Annotated in this window: 8 protein-coding genes; 2 read left to right on the top strand and 6 right to left on the bottom strand. The window is 70.1% G+C overall.

Annotation, left to right across the window (positions count from 1 at the left end):
* Positions 1 to 91: 91 nt before the first annotated feature.
* The 4 genes from J7E89_RS13210 to J7E89_RS13195 form a co-directional block, all read right to left on the bottom strand.
* Entirely contained in the window at positions 92 to 301 is a 210-nt protein-coding gene (locus J7E89_RS13210) for an MbtH family protein (protein ID WP_214973018.1), read from the bottom strand.
* Positions 298 to 15840 (bottom strand): non-ribosomal peptide synthetase, encoded by a 15543-nt coding sequence (locus tag J7E89_RS13205; protein WP_214973016.1) that lies wholly within the window; start codon positions 15838 to 15840, stop codon positions 298 to 300. The genes J7E89_RS13210 and J7E89_RS13205 overlap by 4 nt, the downstream gene beginning before the upstream one ends.
* A gap of 113 nt (positions 15841 to 15953) precedes the next feature.
* Entirely contained in the window at positions 15954 to 16991 is a 1038-nt protein-coding gene (locus J7E89_RS13200; RefSeq protein ID WP_214973012.1) for an iron-siderophore ABC transporter substrate-binding protein, read from the bottom strand.
* A gap of 110 nt (positions 16992 to 17101) precedes the next feature.
* A complete protein-coding gene (locus tag J7E89_RS13195) occupies positions 17102 to 18454 on the bottom strand; it encodes a lysine N(6)-hydroxylase/L-ornithine N(5)-oxygenase family protein (protein ID WP_214973010.1) in 1353 nt (450 codons plus the stop codon).
* A gap of 247 nt (positions 18455 to 18701) precedes the next feature.
* Here J7E89_RS13195 and J7E89_RS13190 point away from each other — a divergent pair, with 247 nt between their 5' ends.
* Both J7E89_RS13190 and J7E89_RS13185 read left to right on the top strand, forming a co-directional pair.
* On the top strand, positions 18702 to 19649 hold the full coding sequence (locus J7E89_RS13190; protein ID WP_214973009.1) for a methionyl-tRNA formyltransferase: 948 nt from the start codon (positions 18702 to 18704) through the stop codon (positions 19647 to 19649).
* A 225-nt stretch (positions 19650 to 19874) separates the two neighbouring features.
* Positions 19875 to 20528 carry a hypothetical protein gene (locus J7E89_RS13185; RefSeq protein WP_214973008.1) on the top strand — a complete coding sequence of 218 codons (654 nt, stop codon included), beginning with the start codon at positions 19875 to 19877 and terminating at the stop codon, positions 20526 to 20528.
* 117 nt (positions 20529 to 20645) lie between these two features.
* Here the strand turns inward: J7E89_RS13185 and J7E89_RS13180 are convergent, their stop codons facing one another.
* Both J7E89_RS13180 and J7E89_RS13175 read right to left on the bottom strand, forming a co-directional pair.
* Complete coding sequence (locus J7E89_RS13180) at positions 20646 to 21377, bottom strand: DUF2470 domain-containing protein (protein ID WP_214973007.1); 732 nt, start codon at positions 21375 to 21377, stop codon at positions 20646 to 20648.
* Between the two features lie 208 nt (positions 21378 to 21585).
* Positions 21586 to 23286, bottom strand: a complete 1701-nt coding sequence (locus J7E89_RS13175) for an ABC transporter substrate-binding protein (protein ID WP_308315456.1) — start codon at positions 23284 to 23286, stop codon at positions 21586 to 21588.
* Positions 23287 to 23292 lie beyond the last annotated feature (6 nt).

Here is a 23292-nt window from a genome sequence, read left to right as displayed (position 1 = left end):
TCCGCCCGCCGGGCGGCAGTGAAACGCGCGTCGCCGCCCGCGGTGAGGAAGTCCCTCTCCACGGGCGGCGACTTGGTTTCAGCAGCGTCGGTCAGCCCTGCTGCGCGACCAGGCCGGCGGGCCGCAGATCGGTCCAGTTCGCCTCCACGTACGCGAGGCACGCCTCCCGCGTGTCCTCGCCGAAGACGGTCCGCCACCCCGCCGGAACTTCGGCGAAGGACGGCCACATCGAGTGCTGGTTCTCGTCATTGGTCAGGACCAGGAAGCGGCCCTGCGGGTCCTCGAACGGGTTGGTGGTCATGCGTTCTCACTCCTCATGGACATTACGGTGAACAGCTCAGAGAGCGGCTGTTCCGGGTCGGCTGCCACGTTCCGCAGCAGCACCTGAAGTTCGTCGGCGAGCTGCCCCGCCTTGGCCCTGCCGAGCAACTCGGTCGCGTATATCAACTCGCAGTGCACCGGCCCGTCGCCGCGCGGCTCGTAGAAGCTGAGCGTCAGCTCCGCCTGCACCGATCCGGTGGGCACGGCGTGGAACGAGCCCATGCCGCCCTCCAACTCCCCGAGGTCCGCCTGCTCATGGTGGATCACCATGACCTGCGGTCCCTCCGGGGGCAGGCCCGTAGCGCGTACGACCTCGTCGAACGGAACGTCCTGCCGGTCCAGCGCGCCGAGCGTCGTCTCCCGCACCCGGGTCAGCAGCTCCGCGAAGGTCGGGTCGCCCGCGGTGTCGGTGCGCAGCACCACGGTGTTGAAGAAGCAGCCGACCAGGTCGGCCAACTGGTCGTCGGTACGGCCGGCGACCATGGTGCCGATGGGCAGGTCGGTGCCCGCACCGTGGGCGGTGAGCAGCGCCGACAGCGCCGAGTGCAGGACCATGAACAGGCTGGTGCCGGTCGCCCGGGCCAGCTTGTCCACGTCGGCGTGGAGCTGCTCGTCGAGGACGAATCCGACGTAGTCGCCGCCGTGGCCGAGAAGGCCGGGTGCGGCGGGACGCGGCCGGTCCGTCGGCAGCGCCAGCTCCTGCGGCAGGTCCTTCAGCGTCTGCTGCCAGTACGCGAGTTGCCGCCCGCCCAGGCTGTCGGGGTCGGCGAGATCGCCGAGCACCTCGTGCGCCCAGTGGGTGTAGTCGGCGTACGTGACCGGCAGGGGCTCCCACCCGGGCTCCCGGCCGTGCGTCCGATCCTCGTACGCCGTGGTGAGGTCACGGAAGAGAGGCACCACTGACCACTCGTCCACCGCGAGGTAGTGCATGGTCAGCAGCACCGCCTGGGTGCCGTCCCCAGCCGTGAGCAGCCGGGCCCGCAGGGGCGGTTCCAGCGACAGCTCAGGCGCCTGCGCGGCCAGTTCGGCGAGCCGTGCGTCGAGATCGGCGCACTCCTCCCGCTCCAGGACCGGGGACTGCGCGACCTGCTTGTACACCGATCCGTCCCGCTCGGTGAAGACCGTGCGCAGCGGCTCGTGCCGTGCCACCACATCTCCCAGTGCGGCCGACAGCGCGTCGGCGTCCAGCCCTCCGGGCGAGCGCAGCACGAGTGCGTGGTCAAAGCCGGCGTGCCGTCGGTACGACGACCACTGCCACCGCTGTACGGGGGCGACCGGCAGCGGAGCACCCCCCGCGCGGTGCTCGACCGGGCGGAGCGGCGGCCGGGCGGCGGACGCTCCGTCGAGCTTGGCGGCGATTCCGGCGACCGTCAGCGCGTCGAAGACGTCCCGGATGCTCAGCTCGACCCCGAATTCGGAGCGGATCCGGCCGAGCAGCCGCATCGAGGCCATCGAATGGCCGCCCAGCGCGAAGAAGTTGTCGTGGATACCGACGTCTTCCAGATTCAGGATCTCGCCGAACAGTTCAGCCAGGCGGGCCTGCGTCTCGGTGGCCGGGCGAGCGTCACCGGTCATACCGGACCAGTCAGGCGCGGGCAGCGCCTTCCGGTCCAGCTTGCCGTTGGGGGTCAGCGGCAGCGGACCGTCCAGCGGCACCACGAGGGCGGGCACCATGTACTCGGGCAGCAGCCCGGCGACGTGCGTACGCAGCGCCTGCGGGTCAATGTCGAGATCCCCGCGCTCCGGGACCGCGTAGCCCACCAGCCGCACGATGTCGCCCTCGCGGTCGGGCACCACGGCGGCCTGGCTGACCGCCGGGTGGTCGGCGAGCGCCGCCTCGATCTCGCCCAGTTCGATGCGGAATCCGCGGATCTTCACCTGAGTGTCGACCCGGCCGAGGAAGTCGATGTTGCCGTCCCTGCGCCAGCGGGCGCGGTCACCGGTGCGGTACATCCGGGTGCCGGGCGGGCCGAACGGGTCGGCGACGAACCGCTCGGAGGTCAGCGCGGACTTGCCGAGGTAACCGCGGGCAAGTCCGCGACCGGCCACGTACAGCTCCCCCACCACACCCGGCGGGACCGGGCACAGGTTGGCGTCCAGTACGTAGCAGACCGTGTTGGGGTCCGGCCGGCCGATCGGCACGCGCCCGGTGGCCCGTCCGCCGGCCTCGCGTGCGGGCCAGAGCGTGGAGTTCACCGTCGCCTCGGTCAGGCCGTACGCGCAGATCAGGTTGGCCGTGGCGCCGAAGCGCTCGAACAGGTCCGGCGGCACGGTCTCCGTGCCGACCAGGATGGTCGATCCTTCGGGCAGCTCGCATCCCGCCGGCAGCGCCGACACCAGGGAGGGCGGAAGGATCATGTGGGTGATCCGCTGGTCCGCCAGGAAGTCGGTCAGCGCAGGTCCGGCGACGCGGGCCTCGTCGGATATGAGCACGAGGCGGCCGCCGTGGCACAGCGCCATCGACAGTTCGAAGGCGAAGACGTCGAAGCCGATCGACGCGAACTGCAGCACCCTGCTGTCGCGTTCCAGACCCATCCGGTCGACCGCGGTGGCCACCAGGCTGGAGATGCCGTCGTGCGGGACGACGACGCCCTTGGGCCGGCCGGTCGAACCGGAGGTGTAGATCACGTAGGCGGCCTGGTCCAGGCTCACCGGCAGGCCGGCCACCTCCGACTCGGGCAGCCGGTCGAGTTCGGCCGTGACTTCCGGAGCGTCGAGCAGCACCACAGGTGCGCCCGCCACTTCGGGGATCTTCCCGGCCACCGGCTCGGTGCCGACCACGAGGGCGGCCCCCGAGTCCTCGATCATGTACGTGAGCCGGTCGGCCGGGTGGACCAGGTCGAGCGGCAGGAACGCGGCACCGAGCTTGAGGGCGGCGAGCACCGTCGCGACCATGTCGACCGAGCGGGGCACGGCCACGCCGACCACGCTCTCGGCGCCCACACCGCGTGCGGCCAGCAGGCGTGCGATCCGGTTGGACCGTGCGTCCAGCTGGGCGTAGCTCACCGACCTGGACCGCTCTACGACGGCGACCGCGTCGGGCCGCTCGGCGAGCCGCTGGGCGAACAGGGCCGGCAGCGAGGACTCGTCGACCACCCGCTCGGTGGCGTTGAAGCCCTCCAGAACCAGCTGCCGTTCGTCGGCGGCGAGTACATCCGCCCGGGAGACCGGGGCCTCCGGTTCGGCGACCAGCGCCGAGACCAGCTGCCGCAGGCGGTCGCCGAGCCGCTCGGCGGTCTCCTGGTCGAACAGCTCGGTGGCGAACTCCAGGCGGCAGCTGAGCGCGCCGTCGTCCCCGTCGGCTCCGACCTGCTCGGTGAAGCTGAACACGAGGTCGAACTTGGCCGACTTGATCCGGAACGGCACGTACTCCACACCGAGCCCGGGCAGTTCCAGCTCGTCGCCGGTGCGGTTGTGGTAGCCGACCATCACCTGGAACAGCGGGTTGCGGGCGAGCGAGCGCGTCGGGTTGAGCTTCTCGACGACGGACTCGAACGGCACGTCCGCGTGGGAGAACGCGGCCAGGTCGGTGTCACGGACCCGCGCCAGCAGTTCGGTGAAGCTCGGGTCACCGCTGAGGTCGGTCCGCAGAACGAGCGTGTTCACGAAGAAGCCGACCAGTTCGTCGAGCGCCTCGTCACTCCGCCCGGCGATGGGCGAGCCGAGGGCGATGTCCGTACCGGCGCCCATCCGGTGGAGCAGCGCGGCGACGGCCGCGTGCACCACCATGAACATGCTGGCGCCGCTCTCCCGGGACAGCCGCTTCAGCCCCTGGTATGCCGGGGTGTCGAAGTCGATGTCGAGCTCGGCTCCGGTGAACGCCGGCCGTGCGGGCCGCAGCCGGTCGGCCGGCAGCTCGATCTCCTCCGGGGCACCCTCCAGCGTCGTACGCCAGTACTCCAGCTGCCGGGCGGCCAGGCTCTGCGCGTCGGCCGGGTCACCGAGCAGCCGCTGCTGCCACAGCGCGTAGTCGGCGTACTGAACGGGCAGCGGCTCCCACTCGGGCGCCGAGCCGGACCGGCGGGCGGCGTAGGCGCTGGCCAGGTCGCGCAGGAAGGGCCGGTCCGACCACTCGTCGGTGGTGATGTGGTGCAGCAGCAGGACGACTACGTGGTCATCCGGCGCGACCTCGATGATGGTCGCCCGCAGCGGCAGTTCCGCGGCTAGATCGAACGGGCGGTTGATAGCGGCGTCGACGATGCCGCTCACCTCGTCCTCACCGGCGCGGACACACTCCACCACCGGGTGCGCCTGCTCGACAAGCAGCACGCGCTGGAACGCCTGGCCGTCGCGCTCGCCGAACAACGTACGCAGCGCCTCATGACGTGCCGTCACATCGGCCAGCGCCGCCCGCCACGCGTCCACGTCGAGGGCGCCGCGCAGCCGCATGACCAACGGGAAGTTGTACGCGGCCGAGGTGCACTCGATCTGCTGGATGACCCACAGCCGCTGCTGGGCGTGGGACAGCGGCAGCTCGGCGGGCCGCTCGCCGGCCGTCAGCGCCGGGCGGTCGGCGGCGTGCGAGCCGCCTCCGCGCTCCACCAGCTCCGCGACGGTCGGCGCCTCGAAGAGGTCCCGGATCGCCAGCTCTGCCTTCAGCGCGGTACGCGCGCGGCTGATCAGGCGGGTGGCCAGGAGCGAGTGGCCGCCCAGGTCGAAGAAGTTGCTGTCGATTCCCACGCTGCCCGCGGCGAGTCCGAGCACTTCGGCGAAGAGCGCGCAGAGCGTCTCCTCCTGCGGCGACCGGGGCGGGCGGCTGGTACTGGGCCCGGCGAAGTCCGGTGCGGGCAGGGCCTTGACGTCGAGCTTTCCGTTGACGGTCAGCGGCAGCGTCTCCACGGCCACCAGCGCTGCCGGGACCATGTAGTCGGGCAGGCCGGCCTTCAGGTGCTCGCGCAGCTTCTGGAGCAGCGCGTCATCCTGTGCCGCACCTGCCTCGGGTACGACGTAGCCGACCAGGCGCTTCGTCCCGGCGGCTTCCGCCACGACGACCGCGGCGTGCGCGACATCGGGGTGGGCGGCCAGGACGGAGGAGATCTCGCCCAGTTCGATCCGGTATCCCCGGATCTTGACCTGGTCGTCCGTACGGCCGAGGAAGTCGATGAGGCCGTCCGGGCGCTGCCGGACGAGGTCGCCCGTACGGTACATCCGCTCGCCGGGAGCCCCGAACGGGTCGGCGACGAACCGCTCCGCCGTCAGGCCGGGCCGGTCGTGGTAGCCGCGGGCGAGGCCGGTGCCGGCGATGTACAGCTCGCCGGGGCAGCCCGGCGGGACCGGGCGCAGCATCGCGTCGAGCACGTAGCCCCGGGTGTTGCGGATGGGCATGCCGACCGTGGGGGTCGGGCTGTCGGTGGTGGACCCGCCGAGCGTGTTGATCGTGTACTCGGTCGGCCCGTACAGGTTGTAGCCGTACGTGCCCTCGGTGCGGCGCAGTCGCGTCCACACCGTGTCGGACACGGCCTCACCGCCGAGCAGCACAAGTGCCGGCCGGTGCTTGCCGGCGCTCTCGTCGTGGTCGAGCAGGCCCTCCTCGATCAGCAGCTGGGCGTACGTCGGCGTCACATTGACCACGTCGACGCGGTGCTCGTCGCAGTACGCCACGAGGGCTTCGGCGTCACGGCGCAGCTCCTCGTCGCAGACGTGCACCTCATGTCCCTCGACGAGCCAGAGCAGCTCCTCCCAGGACATGTCGAAGGCGAAGGAGACGGTGTGCGCGATGCGCAGCCGTCGGCCGCCCGCCGAGGCGATGGCCGGGTCGAAGATCTCCTTCTGGTGGTTGAGCTGCATGTTCGTCAGACCGCGGTACGGGGTGACGACGCCCTTCGGCTTGCCGGTCGAGCCGGAGGTGTAGATGACGTAGGCGGGGTACTCCAGCCGGTCCTCCACACCGTGCGCGAACGCGGGCCGCTCGGCGTCGGTGACCTCCCCGGACGGGAGGCCGGCGAGTTCAGCGGCCACGGACGGGTCGTCCAGCAGGAGTTCGGGGGCGACGGCTCCCGTCTCGCCGCGCAGCGTCGGTGCGACCGCCGTCGTGGACAGCAGGCACAGGGGCCCGGTGTCCTCGACCATCAGGCGCAGCCGGTCGGCGGGGTGGTCGAGGTCGAGCGGCAGGTAGGCGGCGCCGGTGCGCAGCACCGCGAACAGTGCCACGACCATCTCGATGGAACGCGGCAGGGCGAGGGCGACGACCTTCTCCGGTCCCGCGCCACGGGCGAGCAGCAGCCGGGCGAGCCGGTTGATCTGCGCGTCCAGCTCCGCGTACGTGAGTGCGCGCTCGCCGAACACCAGCGCCACCGCGTCCGGGGTGCGGGCGACCTGGGCCGCGAGCATGTCGGCGACGGTCTCGTTGGGCACCGGGTTGACGCTGGACGCCCACTCGGCGAGCAGCTCGGCGCGCTCGCCGGGCAGCAGCAGGTCCAGGGCGCCGACGCGCGCCGACAGATCGCCGATCAGCCGTTCCACGAAGGTGCCGAAGCGCTCCAGCGTGGCCACGGCCTGCTCGTCGTCGACCAGGTCGGGGCGGTACTCCAGCTTCGCCTGGACGATCTCGGCCGGGTTGACGATCAGGGTCATGGGGTAGTGGGTGGCGTCCACGCTGCCCACGCCGGTGATGCCGTGCCGCTCGGTGAGTTGCTTGAACGCGCCTTCGTCGGCGAAGTTCTGGAGTACGTACAGGGTGTCGAAGAGGGTGGTGTGGCCGCCCGCCCGCTGTAGCTCGGCCAGGCCGAGGTACTCGTGGTCCATCAGCGCGACCCGCTCGGACTGCATGCGGCGCAGGAGGTCCGCGACCGGCTCGTCGGGGTCGAGCGTGACCCGCAGGGGCACCGTGTTGAGGAACATGCCGATCGCCGTGTCGACTCCGGACACGTCCGCCGGCCGTCCGGCGACCGTGGCGCCGAACACCACATCGTGGCGGCCCACCGTCGCGGACAGTACGAGCGCCCACGCGGCGGACAACACCGCGTTGATCGTCAGTCCGTGCTCACGGGCGGATGCCCGCAGGCGGTCACTGAGTTCCGGGGACAGTTCGAAGGTACGACGCCGCGGGATTGTCGGCTCGTCCCCTCGATTCCGCGCGACGAGCGTGGGCTCGTCGAGTCCCGCCAGGGCGTGGCTCCACGTCTCACGGGCCGCGTCGAAGTCCTGCTCGGCGAGCCAGCTCAGGTAGTCGCGGTAGCTGCCGGGTACGGACAACGCGGCGTCGTCGCCCGCCGCGGCGTAGAGGTCGAGCAGTTCGTCGAGGAACACGGACTGCGACCAGCCGTCCCAGGCCACCAGGTGGTGGCTGAGCATCAGACGGTCGGTGTTCTCGGTGAGCCGGATCAGCTTGAGCCGGAACAGCGGGGGCGCGGCCAGGTCGAACCGCTCCCGGCGGCCGGCCTCGGCGATCTCGTCGAGGCGTTCCTGCCGCTGCTGCTCGCTGAGGCCGGTCAGATCCACCTCGGTGAGCGGCACGGGCAGCTCGGCCGCGGAGCAGACGAACTGCACGGGCCGGGGCAGGCCGTCACTGGTGATGCCGGCGCGCAGGCTCGGGTGCCTGCGCAGCAGCGTCGCGCAGGCGGCGCGGAGCCGCTCGGCGTCGAGGCGGTGGTCGAAGTCGAAGTTGTCCTGCGCGGTGTAGACGTCCAGTGCGGACGTGTCGTAGCTGGCGTGGAAGTGGATGCCTTCCTGCAGCGGTGAAAGCGGCCAGATGTCGGCGACGGGCACCGGGCTGACGCGCTCGATCAGGTCGATTTCGGCCTGATCGAGCTGGACCAGCGGCACGTCGGACGGCGTGAGAGCCCGCCCCTGCGGGCCGGACTGCGTCGCCTGCGCGATGAGTTCACGCAATGCCGCCGCCCACTCACGGCCGAGCGCCTGTACGTCCTCCTCGTTCAGCGCGTCGCCCGCCGGCCAGGTCCAGGTGGCGCGCAACTCGGGGCCGTGCGGGGTATCGGCGCACACCGCGTTGACCTGGAGCGGGTACGGCATGGCCAGGTCGGCGTCGGGTTCCACGGACAGGGCGTCGGACTCGACCGCGGGTGCCCAGTCGTGCGTCTGCTCGGCGGGGAGACGGCCGAAGTAGTTGAACAGCACCTGGGCGCTGGACAGCTGGGCGAAGACCGGGGCGAGTTGCGGGTTGAGGTAGCGCAGCATGCCGTAGCCCGCGCCGGAGTCCGGCGCCGACCGCACGGACTCCTTGACGAGCTTGAGTACGTCGAGGGCGCCGTCGGCGGCGGGGAGCCGTACGGGATGCAGGCCGGTGAACCAGCCCACGGTGCGCGACAGGTCCATGTCGGTTCCGTCGCGTCCGTGCCGTTCGAGATCCACCAGCAGGTCGCCGTCCAGCCCGGCGTCCCGCGCGCCGCGCCATCGCGACACGGCGATCCGCAGTGCGGTGAGCAGCACCTCGGTGACATCGGCTCCGGCCGTGGCGGGCACCGCCGTCAGCAGCGCCTGGGTGTCCTCGGCGGAAAGGGACACGACGTGTTCCCGCGCCGAACCGGCCGTTCCGGTACGGGTGGCACCGGCGACCAGTTCGGCTCCGTGCGCCAGGGTCTTCGCCCAGTAGGGCAGTTCGGCCTGCCGCTGCGGTGAGGTCGCCTGCTCGGCGACGTCCCGTGCGAAGCGCCGCAGCGACGTGGGCACCGGCTCCAGAACAGGACGCTCACCCCGCGCGACGGCGTCCCACGCGGCGGCGAGGTCACCGAGCAGCACGCGCCAGGACACGCCGTCGATCGCCAGGTGGTGAACGACGAGCAGCAGTCGGCCCGGCCGCTCGCCGCCGGCGTCGAACCAGACCGCCTGCAGCATGACGCCGCTGTCAGGATCGAGCCGGGACGCCGCACCGTCGGACTCCTCGGCGATCAGCGTACGGAGTCCGGCGTCGTCGAGGTCGCGTACATCGACACGCCGCAGCAGCCCGGTCGCGTCCACCGAACCCACGGCAAGCGTCTGAGCCGACCACAGCGCGGGAATCGCCGGGCCGAGATCCATCCGGGAGAGCGTGAGCCGCAGACCGTCGTGGTGGTCCAGGACCGCTTGCAGGACCCGCGCCAGCGCCACGGCGTCAGCGGCGGCGGCGGCGGGCGCCTGCAGCAGCATGGACAGGTTGAAGCGGCTGACCGTTCCACCGTCCTCACGGAGCTGGTGGACGATGGGCAGCAGCGGGACGTCGCCCACGCCGTCGGAGTCGGCGACGACCGCGGGTACGGCGTCCTCGGCGGCGACGACGGTGGCCGCCAGCGCGGCCGGCGTGCGGTGCTCGAACACGTCACGGGGGCTGATCGACAGGCCGGCCTTGCGGGCGCGGCTGGAGACCGACATGGACAGAATGCTGTCGCCGCCGAGCACGAAGAAGTCCTCGTCCGCGTCGACCTCGTCGATCCCGAGCACGTCGGCGAAGATCGCGCAGAGCTGCCGCTCGCGGCCCTCACGGGCCGTACGTCCCTGCCGCCTGCTCCTGACCTCGGGGGCGGGCAGCGCCTTGTGGTCGATCTTCCCGCCCGGCGTCAACGGCAGCGCGTCGAGCTCCACGAAGTGGCTGGGCACCATGGGCGCCGGAAGCGAACCGCTCAACGTGCTCCGTACAGCTGCGACATCCAGGGCCGCTCCGGCAGCGGGGACCAGGTAGGCCACCAGCTGCTTGACTCCACGGTCGTCGTCGCGGGCCACGACGACCACATCGCCGACGGCAGGCTCATCGCGCAGCCGCGCTTCGATTTCACCGAGTTCCACCCGGTTTCCCCTGATCTTGACTTGGTGGTCGGTGCGCCCGAGGTAGGTGAGCACACCGTCTCCACTGAACTGGACCATGTCTCCGGTGCGGTACATCCGCTCTCCGGGCCCGCCGTACGGGTCGGCGACGAAGCGCTCCGCGCTCAGCGCGGTGCGTCCGTGGTAACCACGGGCCAACTGCGCGCCCGCGATGTAGAGCTCGCCGGACTCCCCCTCGGCAACGGGGCGGAGGTACCGGTCGAGCACGTAGAGCCGGGTGTTCCACACCGGACGCCCGATGGGTACGGTGCCCGCTTCAGCCGGTTCGGAGCCCGCCTCCCAGCTGGTGACCTGGATGACGGCCTCGGTCGGCCCGTAGACGTTGAAGAGCGGCACGCCGGTGCGCTCCCGCCAGCGCCGCGCGAGCGGAACGGGCAGTGCCTCTCCCCCGCTGAACGCCCTGCGCAGACTCGCCCACCACTGTCCGGCTTCTTCCTCGGCGAGCAGCGCGCCGTACAGCGAAGGCACCAGATCGACGTTGGTGACCCGCTCGTCGCGGATCAGCTCGGCGAGATACGCCGGATCGCGGTGTCCGTCCGGCCTGGCGATCACGACGGTCCCACCGGTCAGCAGCGGGGCGAAGATCTCCTGCACCGACGGGTCGAAGCTGGTCGAGTACTGGTGCAGCACCCGCTCGCCGGGGCCAAATCCGAACTGCTCGGCCGTCCAGGCCAGCTGGCCGACGACCGCTCGGTGCGTCACCACGACGCCCTTGGGCCGGCCGGTCGACCCCGAGGTGTACATCAGATACGCGGCGCTGTCCGGATGGACGGGTACGGCCGGGACAGCCTCCGTGCTGTGTCCCTCGCCGAGGAGGACCCGTGTCACGTCTGCCAGTTCGGGCAGCCGCGCCCAGGACTCCTCGGTGGCGACGACCGTTCGTGCCCCGGAGTCGGCGAGCATGTAACGAACCCGGTCGGCCGGGTAGTCGACGTCGACCGGCAGGTAGGCCGCACCCGCCTTGAGCACACCGAGCAGCGCGACGAGGGTGTTGGCCGACCGGGGCACAGCCACAGCCACGATGGACTCGGGGCCCACGCCATGGGCGAGCAGCCGCTGCGCCAGCGCCTCGGCCCGCTCCTCCAGCTCGGCATAGGTCGTCCGCTCGCCGTCCTGGATCAGAGCGGTCGCGTCAGGGGTACGACGGACCTGCTCGGCGAACGCTCCGTGCACCGTGCCGACGGGCAGAGCGTGATCCCGCCCGGTGAGGCGGTCGAGCGTGCTCCGCCGTTCTTCGGCCGTCTGCGTGGTCAGCTGCGCGACCGGGAGCCCGGGGTCGGCGATCACCTGGTCGAACAGCGCCCGCAGGCGGGTGGCGAACCGCTCGGCAGCAGCGGCGTCCAGCCGGGAGGGATCGTGTTCGAGCCGCAGCTCAAGTCGCTCGCCGGGGAGCACGGTGAGCGCCAGCGGATAGTGCACCGCGTCGCGGATGTGCGATCCGACGATACGGACCTGCCCCGCCGGATCGGTCGGCTCGCCCGCGTCGGGCAGGTTCTCCACCACGACCAGCGCGTCGAACAGTTCGCCCCGGCCGACGGCTCGCTGGATGTCGGCGAGTCCGAGGTGCTGGTGGTCCAGCAGCTCGGCCTGATCGTCCTGGAATCCGGCCAGGACCTCGGCGAGCGGCTGCTTGGGACGCCACCGCAGCCGGGCAGGCACAGTGTTGATCAGCAGACCGACCAGTGCTTCGACGCCCTCGACGGCTGCTTGCCTGCCGGAGACGGTGCTCCCGAAGACCAGATCGTGGGAGCCGGTCACATCACCGAGCACCAGACCGAACCCGCCCTGCACGACGGTGCTCAGGGTCAGCCCGAGCTGCCGGGCCCGCGCCATGAGCGCTGTCGTGGTCTCCGCGGACAGCTCAAGGGTGACCTTGCCCGTCTCGGAGCCCGTCTCCGAAGGACTCGGCTCCCCGGCGCGTACGGGCAGCCTGGCCGGAGCGTCGAGCCCCGCCATCGCCTCGCGCCACGCGCTCAGCGCCGGCTCCCGGTCGCGGCCGGCGAGCCACCCGGCGTACGACCTGTAGGTCGCGACGGGCTCGACCGGCACCGACCTTTCGGCCGCGGCGCCGGGGCGGTAGCCGTCCAGCAGTTCACGCATGATGAGCGAGACGGACCAGCCGTCCACGACGATGTGATGCATGGTCAGCACCAGCAGGGACCGCTGCTCGCCGAGCCGGATCAGAGCGGCACGCATCAGCGGCGGTGCCCCGAGGTCGAACCCCTCGGCCCGCTCCTGCGCCGTGATCTCGTCGGCGGCCGTGGACTGCTCCGCCACGTCACGTCCCGACAGATCGGCGAAGCGCCACGGCAGCTCCACCCGTTCCCCGATGAGCTGCACGATCGAGCCGTCCGTGCGCTGCCGGAAGGCGGCGCGCAGCAGCGGATGGCGGTCGAGCAGCCGCTGCGTGGCCGCACGCAGCGCCTCGGCGTCCACGTCACCGGCGAGTTCGAGGGTGTCCTGGACGGCATAGCCGTCCGACCCGCCCTCGTCGACAGCGGCGTGGAAGAAGAAGCCCTCCTGCAGCGGAGTGGCCGGTACGACATCGAGGAGATCCGGGACGGCGGAATCGAACTCGGCACGCTCGGCGTCGGTCAGCGGAACCAGGGAGAAGGGTGCGACCACCGCTCCGGATTCACTCGACGGCGCGTCCGCACAGTCAGTGACGCGCGCGAGCGCCGCCACCGTGCGGAGTCGGAACACGTCGCGCGGGCTGATCGTCAGCCCCTCCGTACGGGCGCGGGTGACGAGCTGGATGGCGACGATGCTGTCGCCGCCGAGTTCGAAGAAGCTGTCGTGGACGCCCACCGACGGAAGGTCGAGGAGCTCGGCGAACAGCTTGGCCAGAGCCGCCTCGGCCGCCGTCGTCGGCTCGGCGTCACCGGTCATCGCCGTCCACTGCGGCTCGGGCAGCGCCCGGGTGTCGAGCTTTCCGTTGGGCGTCAGCGGAAGAGGCCCGTCCAGTACGACGAGTGCCGACGGCACCATGTAGTCCGGCAGCGCCTCCGCCACCTGTACCCGCGCCGCCGCCACGGTAGCGTCGGAGTCCACTCCGCCGCCCGCGACCAGATAGGCGACGAGGCGCTTCACTCCCCGGTGGTCCTCACGTACGAGGACGGCGGCCTGGGCGATGCCCGGGCACGCCATGAACGCGCTCTCGATCTCGCCCGGCTCGATCCGGTGACCGCGGATCTTGAGCTGACCGTCCGCCCGGCCGAGGAACTCCAGGTTGCCGTCGGCGCTCCAGCGCACCCGGTCGCCGGTGCGGTACATCCGCGCACCCGACGGCCCGAACGGGTCGGCGACGAACCGCTCCGAGGTCAGACCGTGCCGGCCCAGGTAACCGCGGGCCAGACCACGTCCACCGACGTACAACTCACCCTCGACTCCCACAGGAACCGGACGAAGTGCTGAATCGAGGACGTAGGCACGGGTGTTGGGGTCGGGTACGCCGATCGGCGCGGGCCCCTGCCAGTTGGGCTCGGCGAGCCACAGCGTGGAGTTGACCGTGGCCTCGGTCAGTCCGTAGGCGACAACGACGCGCAGCCGCCCGCCCCAGCGGGCGATCAGCTCGCTCGGCACCGACTCGGTGCCCACCACGAGGACCGCCCCGTCGGGCAGCTGACAGTCCTGCGGCAGCGCCGACACCAGCGACGGCGGCAGGATCATGTGCGTGGCCCGGTGCTCCCCGATGTAGTCGGTCAGGGCAGGCCCGGCGACCCGGCGCTCGGTGGGGACGATGATGATCCGGCCGCCGACGCACAGCGACATGATCAAGTCCCAGACCGTCACGTCGAAGCCGACCGAGGCGAACTGTACGACGCGGCTGTCCGCGTCGATGCCGATCCGCTCGGTGGCGGTGGCGATGAGGCTGCCGACGCCGTCGTGCGAGACGACGACGCCCTTGGGGCGGCCGGTGGAGCCCGAGGTGTAGATGACGTACGCGGCCTGGTCCAGCGTGATCGCCAGGCCGGGGTCCGAACCGTCCAGCGCGGCGGACTCGGCGGCCACGGACGGGTCGTCGAGCAGTACCTGGCCGACGCCCGGCGCGGTGGGCAGTGCACCGGCCAGCTCGCGCGTGGTGACGACGGTCCGCGCGCCGGCGTCGGACAGCATGTAGGCGATCCGGTCCTGGGGGTGGTCGGCGTCCAGCGGCAGGTACGCCGCCCCCGCCTTCATCACCGCCAGCAGGGAGACCACCAGCTCGGGCGAGCGCGGCACGGCCACGGCGACGACGTCCTCGTCGCGCACGCCGCGCGCGATCAGCAGGCGGGCCAGCCGGTTCGCTGCGGCGTTGAGCTCGGCGTAAGACAGCTCCTGGTCCTCGCACACGAGCGCGACGGCGTCCGGCGAGCGGCGCACCTGCCGCTCGAACGCGGCGGGCCAGGACAGTTCGGGGACCTCGCACGGCGCGGCTCCGAACGCGTCGAGGAGCTGCGCACGCTCCGCACCGGAGGTCAGCTCGATGTGACCGATGGGGCGGTCCATCCCCTCGACGAGGGCGTCCAGCAGCATGAGGAAACGGCGCTCATGGTCGTTCAAAGTCCGCTGGTCGCACACCGCCTCGTCCGCGTCGAAGTGGATACGGATGCTCTTGCCCGCCCGGGACTCGTCGACGGTGACCGCCAGGTCGCTGACCGGGCCGAGCCATACGGGCTTGAGGTCGGCCTTGTGGTCGCCGAAGCGCAGTCCTTCGCCGCCGGGCAGGATGTTGACCGTGGGGCCGACGAGTTCCGGTACGCCGTCTACCAGCCCCAGGTCCCTCGCCAGGTCCTCGGCACGGTAGCCGCCGTGCTCGACCGTCTCGGCGATCGAGCGTCGTACCGTCTCCACGAGCTCGGAGCCGGTCATGCCCCCATGGACTGCGACACGCAGCGGGAGGACGTTGGACACCATGCCGGGGACATCCCTCGACTCGGCGTCCCGCCGGGTCGTCACCGGCAGGCCGAGCACGAGGTCCTGCTCGCCGGTGACCCGGTGCAGGTAGGCGGCCACGGCCGCCACCAGCAGCCGGGAAAGGCGGACACCCGCGCCTGCCGCGGTGAGCCGCAGCCGGGCTGTGTCCTGCGGTGACAGCTCCGCCGTGCGCCGCAGGCGCCGCGTCATCGGCGCCGACGCGCGCTCGACGAGGCGTACGGGCTCCGGCCGGTCGGCAAGCCGGCTCAGCCAGTACGCGCGGTCCGCCCGGTACTGCTCCGACTCCCGGTAGGCCCGGTCGGAGTCCACCAGCCGGGACAGCGCCCAGTCGGTGTCATCGGCCGCCTCACCGCAGGTGTAGAGCTCACCGGCACGGTGGGTGATCAGCGCGATGCCTGTGCCGTCGACGACGATGTGGTGGTAGCGCTGGTACCAGAGGACGCGGTCGTCGGCGAGCCGGAGCAGGGCATGGGCGAACAGCGGACCGTGCTCGAGGCCGGCGGGCCGGTCCCGGTCGGCTTCGGTCCACTCGGCGGCAGCGCCTTCGGGATCCGGCTCGTCCCGCAGGTCGACAGTGGGAACTTCGACGGCGAACCGCGTGGGCATCTGGCGCGGCTCCGCACCCTCGGGGCTCACCCGCACGTGCAGGCACTGGGCCTCTTCGACCGCCTGCCGCACGGAGACGGTCAGGCGGGCAAGGTCGACGTCGCCGCGCAGGTCCAGGAGGAACGAGACGTTGTAGGCCGAGCTGTCCGGCTCGATCTGCTGGGCAAGCCAGATGCCGGATTGCCCACCGGTGACGGGTATCCCGGCAGCGGATGTCCGGTCCGACTCGGCGTCAAACATCGTCGAAGGGCCTTTCCCTGGTTGTGCGTCATGAAGAGTCGTTACGGGATCGCGTGCGCGCGCGCCACGCCTGCCCGGTAGGGACGACTACCGGACAGGCGCGACTATTGGTCCTACTTGATGGCCTCGAGCATCGGCACGACCTGGTCGACGGCGTACGGGATGCTCAGCACGGTGTTGAAGGACAGCGCGGCACCGATGTCCGGGCTGTCGTACGGCAGGAACAGGTCCCGCTTCTCCTGGTGGACCTTGGTCTTCTTGTAGAGCGGGTCGGCCTTCATGGCCTTCTCCGTCTCAGGGGTGCCCAGCCACACCGTGCGGTCGGCCTCCATGACGTCGAGGCGCTCCGAGCTGAGGTCCGCGATGTTCTCCTTGCCCAGCGCCTTGCGGTACGCCTCGGAGGTGGTGAAGCCCATCTCGCTCAGGAAGATGACCTTCGGGTCCTTGGGCGAGAACGCGGAGAACTTGCCCGGCTCGTAGGGCTCGCCGACAGTGACCGTCTTGCCCTTCCACTCGGGGTGCTTGTCGCGGACGGCCTTGAAGCGCGTGTCGATGCCGGCGATCAGCTTCTCGGTCTCGGCGTCCTTGCCGAGCGCCTTGCCGATCTGCTTGGTCATGACCTGCCACGGCGCCTGGTAGTCCTCGTGGCCCTTGGGCTGGGCGACCACCTTGGCGATCTTGGAGAGCGTTTCGTACTGCTCCTTCTTCATGCCCGAGTACTGAGCGACGATCAGGTCCGGCTTGAGGGCCGCGATCTTCTCCATGTTGTACTCGTCGCGCTCACCCACGATCTGCGGCTTCGTGGAACCCCACAGCTCCTTGGCCCACGGCCACTTGCCGTACGGCTTCTCCTTGAACCAGTCCACCGAACCAACCGGCTTCACACCGAGCGCCAGGACGGCGTCCTGGTCCGACAGACCGAGGGTGACGACCTTCTTCGGCTCCGTCTCGATCGACGTACTGCCGTACTTGTGCTCCACCGTGACCGGGAAAGCAGCGGACTTCGCGCCCGTCTCCCCGGACGACTTGGACTCCGGCTTGTCGGCCCCGCCCCCACAGGCGGTCAGGGCGAACGCGGCGACAGCGGCGACTGCCACGCGGGGGACGTTTCTGACGATCCTCGTCAGCGCGGGGCGTGTACCAGTGGACACGGTGCTTCCTTTCACGGGGTCTTATTCACGGTGCGAGTGCCACGCCCACCGGCGGGAGACGGCCACCGGGCAAGGCGCGTTTGTGGGGGAGTTCGGAAGAGACGGTGTCTCTAGAGGGGCGTGCTGATCTCGTCGGCGGCGTTGCGGAGCGGGCCGGCGGTGGGCTCCTGGCTCCGGTCCACGATCGACTCAAGGATCTCGCCGACCCGGATCGCGGTGTTCGACAGCAGGGACGACGTGATGCCGTGCGTGTGCTCGGTGCCGCCCTGCAGGTAGATACCGCACCGCAGTTCGGGGTCGGTGGCGACGCGGTAGTCACGCTCGACGCGGACACGTCCCTCGTCGTCACGGTGGCACTGCTCGCCGATCTCGCCGAGGAGCCCGAGGGCGTCGGCGGACCGGTAGCCGGTGGCGTAGACCACCACATCGGCGTCCAGCGGAGTCTTCTCTCCGGTGACCAGCGACTCGACCGTCGTGCGGACCTTGTCCGGGGTCTCGACGACGTCCGTGATCCGGGACACGTTGAGGAACCGCAGACGCTCGGTGCCCAGAACCTTCTCCTGGTACGCCTGGCGGTACAGGTCGTCGATCAGGTCGATGTCCACCACGGCGTAGTTGGTGTTGCCGTGGTAGTTCATCAGCTTGCGCTTGATCTCGTCGGGGGCCGTGAAGTAATCGTCGACGGCTGCCGGGTCGAAGATGCGGTTCGCGAAGCTGCTGTCGTCCGCCGGGCTGTAACCGTAACGGGCGAAGACGGCGCACACCTCGGCCTCGGGGAAGCGGCGGTGCAGGAAGGCCACGTTCTCGGCGGCGCTCTGGCCGGCTCCGACCACGATGAAGCGGGACGGCTTGGCGTCGTCCAGACCGTCCACCCGCGCCAGCAGGTCGGAGTTGTGCCAGATCCGGTCCGTACGGTCGACGCCCTCGGGCATCTGCGGCCGCAGACCCGTGCCGATCACGAGGTTACGGGCCCGGTGGACCACCACCTCCGACCCCGAACGGGCCGTCACATCGACGTACTCCACCACTCCGTCGCGTACGACGGGCCGCACCGCGACGACCTCGTGCCCGTACGACACCATGTCGTCGACCTGGGCCGCGGCCCACTCGAAGTACTCGTGGAACTCCACCCGCAGCGGGAAGAGGCTCTTGCCGTTGACGAAGTCGACCAGCCGCCCCTTGCTCTGGAGGTAGCACAGGAAGCTGTACTCACTCGACGGGTTTCGCAGCGTCACCAGGTCCTTGAGGAAGGAGACCTGCATGGTCGCGTCGTCGATGAGCATGCCGCGGTGCCAGCCGAAGGCCGGTTGACGCTCGAAGAAGTGAGCAGTGACCGCCTCCTGCCTGCCGACGCGTGCGTTGTGCTCGCTGAGCGCTATCGCCATGGCCACATTGGACGGCCCGAAGCCGATTCCTATGAGGTCGTGGATCGGTGGTGCGTCGTCAGGAAGAGCCTGTGACATGTCACTCCCATCGTGCGGGGCAGCCGCTTGTCAGGCGTTGGGTAAACGAAACAGGGCACGCCGACTGAGCAGCGGGCCGAGCGGAACTTAGGTAAAGCTAACCTGATCTGGCGAACATGTCGACGGGGCAAATCGGACAAGTGGCGGGTCATGGAGGCAAACACAGCCCAAAATCATGCGCCGTTGCATCCTTAGGTAAGGCTTGCTTTACTTGCGTTCGTCCATTACTGCTCTGAGGAGGAACCCCATGCGGGTCGTCATGTTCGGTTATCAGACCTGGGGGCACCGCACCCTGCAAGCTCTCCTGGATTCCGAGCACGACGTGGTGATGGTCGTGACCCACCCCAAGAGCGAGCACGCGTACGAGAAGATCTGGAGCGACTCGGTCGCCGACCTCGCCGAGGAACACGGTGTGCCCGTACTGATCCGCAACCGGCCGGACGACGAGGAGCTGTTCCTGGCCCTCAAGGAGGCCGCCCCGGACATCATCGTGGCGAACAACTGGCGGACGTGGATTCCGCCGCGCATCTTCGACCTCCCCCGCCACGGCACGCTGAACGTCCACGACTCGCTGCTGCCCAAGTACGCGGGCTTCTCCCCCCTGATCTGGGCCCTGATCAACGGCGAGCGCGAAGTGGGCGTCACCGCGCACATGATGGACGGCGAGCTCGACGCCGGCGACATCGTGGTGCAGCGCGCGGTGTCGGTCGAACCGACTGACACGGCCACAGATCTGTTCCACAAGACCGTCGACCTCATTGCCCCGGTCACGGTCGGCGCGCTCGGCCGCATCGCTGCCGGCGAGACCGAATTCACCAAGCAGGACCGGTCGCAGGCAAGCTTCTTCCACAAGCGGTCCGCCGAGGACATCCGCATGGACTGGAACTGGCCGGCCGAGGACCTCGAACGCCTCGTGCGCGCCCAGTCGGCCCCGTATCCCAGCGCGTTCACCCACCACAAGGGCAAGCGCCTCGAAATCGTGGCGGCGGTCGTGTCCGAAGGCCGCTACGGCGGCACCCCTGGCCGCATCTTCTACCGCGAGGGCGACGGAGTGGTGATCGTCGCCGGAGCCGACGCCCGCACCGGCCGCAACCACGGCCTGGCGATCAAGCGCGTGCGCACGGAGGACGGCGAGGAAATGCCCGCGACGGACTACTTCACCTCGATGGGCGGATACCTCACCAGTCGCCCTTGACCTCAAGGAATGTGCAGGCTCCCACGGCCAACTGCACTGCCGGCGCCCCGCCATGGCCCCGGGGCCGACCGGTCGTCGCCGCCGCGCGGATCGCCCGATCCGCGCGGCGGCGACTTTCGCCGACGGCGCAGTCGATCGAGCGCGAGAGCGAGAGCCTCGAGCCAAGCCTGGCATGATCAAGGATGTGATCGGCGCCGCGGCCAGGACAGAGAGGGACGATTTCGGGTGAGCACTACGGACCGGAACCGGCAGACGGTCGAGCGGGCGAGAGCGTTGGTACCGGCGGGCGAGGTGCTGCGTGGTGAGCACGGGGTCTCACTGGCCGACAGGGCGCCGCGGCCCGGCTATTACCGCCGCCCGCGCGCTCTGCGATCCGAGCGCCGCACGCTCGGGAGCTGGTTGATGCTCCCCGTGAACGTGGCCGCGAGACTTTATGCCATCACCTGGAACCCGTTCGAGGCGTTCTTCGAAGCAGTCTTCTGGCGTGAGGCGAAGAAGCCGGGCAAGCCGTTCCACGGCGGCTGGAACAGCATGGCCGGCCACCTGGCCCGCGCCGTACTGCCTCGGACCAAGAACAGCACCGCCGTGATGTTGCAAGTCACCGACCGCCGCCTGCAGCTCGCGTACGTGTCCCACGCGCGCTCCATCACCGGCGGGCTCGGTGCGGCCGAGGCCGGGTGGGCCACGGATCTTCGCAACGTGACCTGGATCCGCGACCGAAGCGACGTGGCGGGCGGTGACCACGAGATCGGCTTCGTCGACGGTTCGTGGTGCTCGGTCCACTTCGGCGGCCACGGCTGGAGCCGTATGGCGTCGGCTTTCCCGGTCCGGTTGAGTCACCTCGACCAGGTGCCGAACCCGGGATGGGTGGCCAGTTGAGAGGCGGCCGTCAGTGAATCCCCCCGGGGCCGGCTTGCCAGTACAGCCAGACCCCCCGGCCGCTTCCACTCCATTCGCATCACGGCAGTCGCTTCGGCCCTCCAGGCCGCGACGTAATCACGGTCGGCTCGGCGCCCCGTGCCGACGGCAGCACGCGCGTGCGGCCGCGAGCAGTGCCTGGATCCGGCCGCCGGCCTCTGCGGCATCGCTCAGCGGAGCCGGGAAGGGCAGCCGCACGTCATGGTGCGCGTTGGTGTGTTCGAGCCGCAGCGTCATCCCGTACCGGTCGAGTGACACCGGGAGTACGCGCCGCACTCCCTGCACGAGCCGCGGGTCCACGAGTCGAGTGAGCAGGGCCACGACGTCGCTGTGACCGTCGACAAGGTGGGTGAGCATGTCGGCCTCATAAACGGCCAGGGGATCGGCGCGGGCCAGGGTGAGTTCGTCGAGGCCGACGGTCACCGTCCCTCCCGCTGTTTCAAGTTCGGCGTGCGCAAAGTCCAGACGCAGTTCGACGCCGGGCTCCTGGGAGTTCCCATCGACCGGAGCGAACCAGCCAGTGAGCGTTACGCGGGCGCGCACTCGGTCGCGTACCGCGGTTGGTGCGATGTCGGTGAACTTCAGCACTGCGGCCACAATCCCGCGTGGCGCGAGGGCCACCTCGGCGGCCAGGGCGCAATCGTCCGGTACCCGCAGCAGCAGCCGCCCCCTGTCGTCCAGGGTGTGCAGGCCCGCCAACTCGCAGGAGCGTCCGTCCGTGACGACCATCAGCGATCCCGCGGCGGCCACCACCGTGCGTACTCGCTCGCCGTTGGTCGGCTGGGCCGCGCACGCGTCCGTAACATCCATCCGAGCCACCCCTCCAGGTTAAGTTAGGCTTGCCTAAGTTAACGCCGGATGGATCTCACTGTCCAGCCCCACCGAAGCCGATGCCTGAGCAAGGGCGCGTAGGACTGTCGCGCCGGTGGCAGCGGATGAACCGACCGCACATGAAGGCGGCCCCACCTGCTCTGCGAACACCAGAGAGGCAGGGCCGTAGCGGAGAACCGCGGATTCGCTAATCCTCCTTGTAGTACCAGTTTTCGGGGCTGATCATGCCAAAGGGGTTGACCGGTCCGAAGCCTCCCAGCTTCTTCGAGACCTCGAAGAGACGGATCGGGAAGTTCGGGGTGAAGATGACCGGGACCTGTTCCGCGATGTAGTCCTGGTAGTCGTACAGGGCCTGGAGGTCGTCCGTGGCGACCGTGCGTTCGATGAGTTCGTCGGCGCGGGCGTCCGTGTAGTGCCCGAAGTTGCCACCGGCGTTCGTCTTGAAGAGGATCTCGCCGCTGGGGTGGTGGTACACCCAGCCGCCGTTCCAGCAGCAGATCTCCCACAGGCACGGCGAGTCCGGGCCCGGGACGCACGGGGCGTCCTCGGCGACCAGGACGGATCCGTACACCTCCTCCAGGCGGAGCTCGATGCCCGCCTTGGCGGCGTCCTCCTTGTACCGGCGCATCAGCTGTGTCAGGGCGGGGCGGCCCTCGACGTAACGGATCAGGATGCTCAGCCGGTGGCCGGCCGGAATGCCCTCGCCTGCCTCGCCGGGTCCCGTGCCCGGGCGGACACAGACCGCCGGGAAGACGCTGGTGTCCCAGCCGTTCTCCGCCAGGAGCCGCTTGGCGCGGTCCGGGTCGAAGGGGAGCGGCCAGCCGCCCTCGCTCAGCCGGCGGGACTCCACACCGGTGTCCGGGTAGCGCGGCACCGGGCCGTTCTGGCGGTAGGCGTAGCCCTGGTAGATGTCCTTGACCGCGCCGTCCTGGTCGAGGGTGCTCTGGAGCGCCTGGCGCAGGTAGGTCTGGGCGAAGAGCTTGCCGGTGACCGTCGGGTTGTTGAAGTTGAGCGACATGTACCGGATGCAGTACGCGGTCTGCGGCACCAGCTCGTAGTGCTCGTCCAGCGGGTTCGGGCCGCCCGTGGTGGGGTCGTCGGTGCCGTCGGCGGCGAAGCTGAGCGGCAGGTAGCCGACCTGGACCGCGTCAGGGTCCGTACGCAGCAGCTCGTACTGCTCCTCGTCCGACATGGTGGGGATCTGCCGGAACTCTTCCAGGTAGGGCTTGTTGGGGCCCGAGTAGTGCTCGTTCGGTACGAAGGTGACGATGCCTTCCATGGTGTAGCTCTTGAGCTTCCACGGGCCGCTGACCACACTCCAGACGGGGCTGTCGGCCCAGTGAGTGCGGTGCGCGTTGCCCTCGTCGCAGATGTCGCCCTGCTCCGCCATCAGGTAGTCGTACACGGCTTCGACGTCGTCGAGGCCGCCCGAGGCGTTGGCCGGTCCGGACGCGGTGCGGTCCCAGGCCCTGGGGAGCGGGGTGATGGTGCTGAGCTGGTTTTTGAGCACCCACTGCTTGGAGTACACCTTGTCGAAGGTGAAGTACACCTCGTCCTCGGCGGACTTGCCGTAGTCGGTGAGGTTGTCGGGGAAGAACCCCGGCACGTACTCGCCGTAGCGCTCGCCCTTGACAGCCATCAGGTTGACCCAGAAGAGGACGTTGTCGGCGCAGAGGGTCTCGTGGTTGGACCACTTCCACGGCTTGACCTTCACATGGACCGTGAGGCCGTCGTCCGACCAGCGGGGCCATTCGCCGATGCTGAGGTCGTAGTTGACGTCGGGGGTGCCGTCGGCGCCGAAGTAGTAGAGCGTGCGGTACATCAGGGCCTGGAATTCCAGGATGTTGCGGGTGCCCATGCGCTCGGCGGGGGTGAACGGAAAGATCACCGCGGG

Source organism: Streptomyces sp. ISL-100 (assembly GCF_018614615.1).
Lineage (GTDB): Bacteria > Actinomycetota > Actinomycetes > Streptomycetales > Streptomycetaceae > Streptomyces.
Note: the sequence above shows the minus strand (reverse complement) of the source record. Positions and strands in the feature narration are given on the sequence as shown.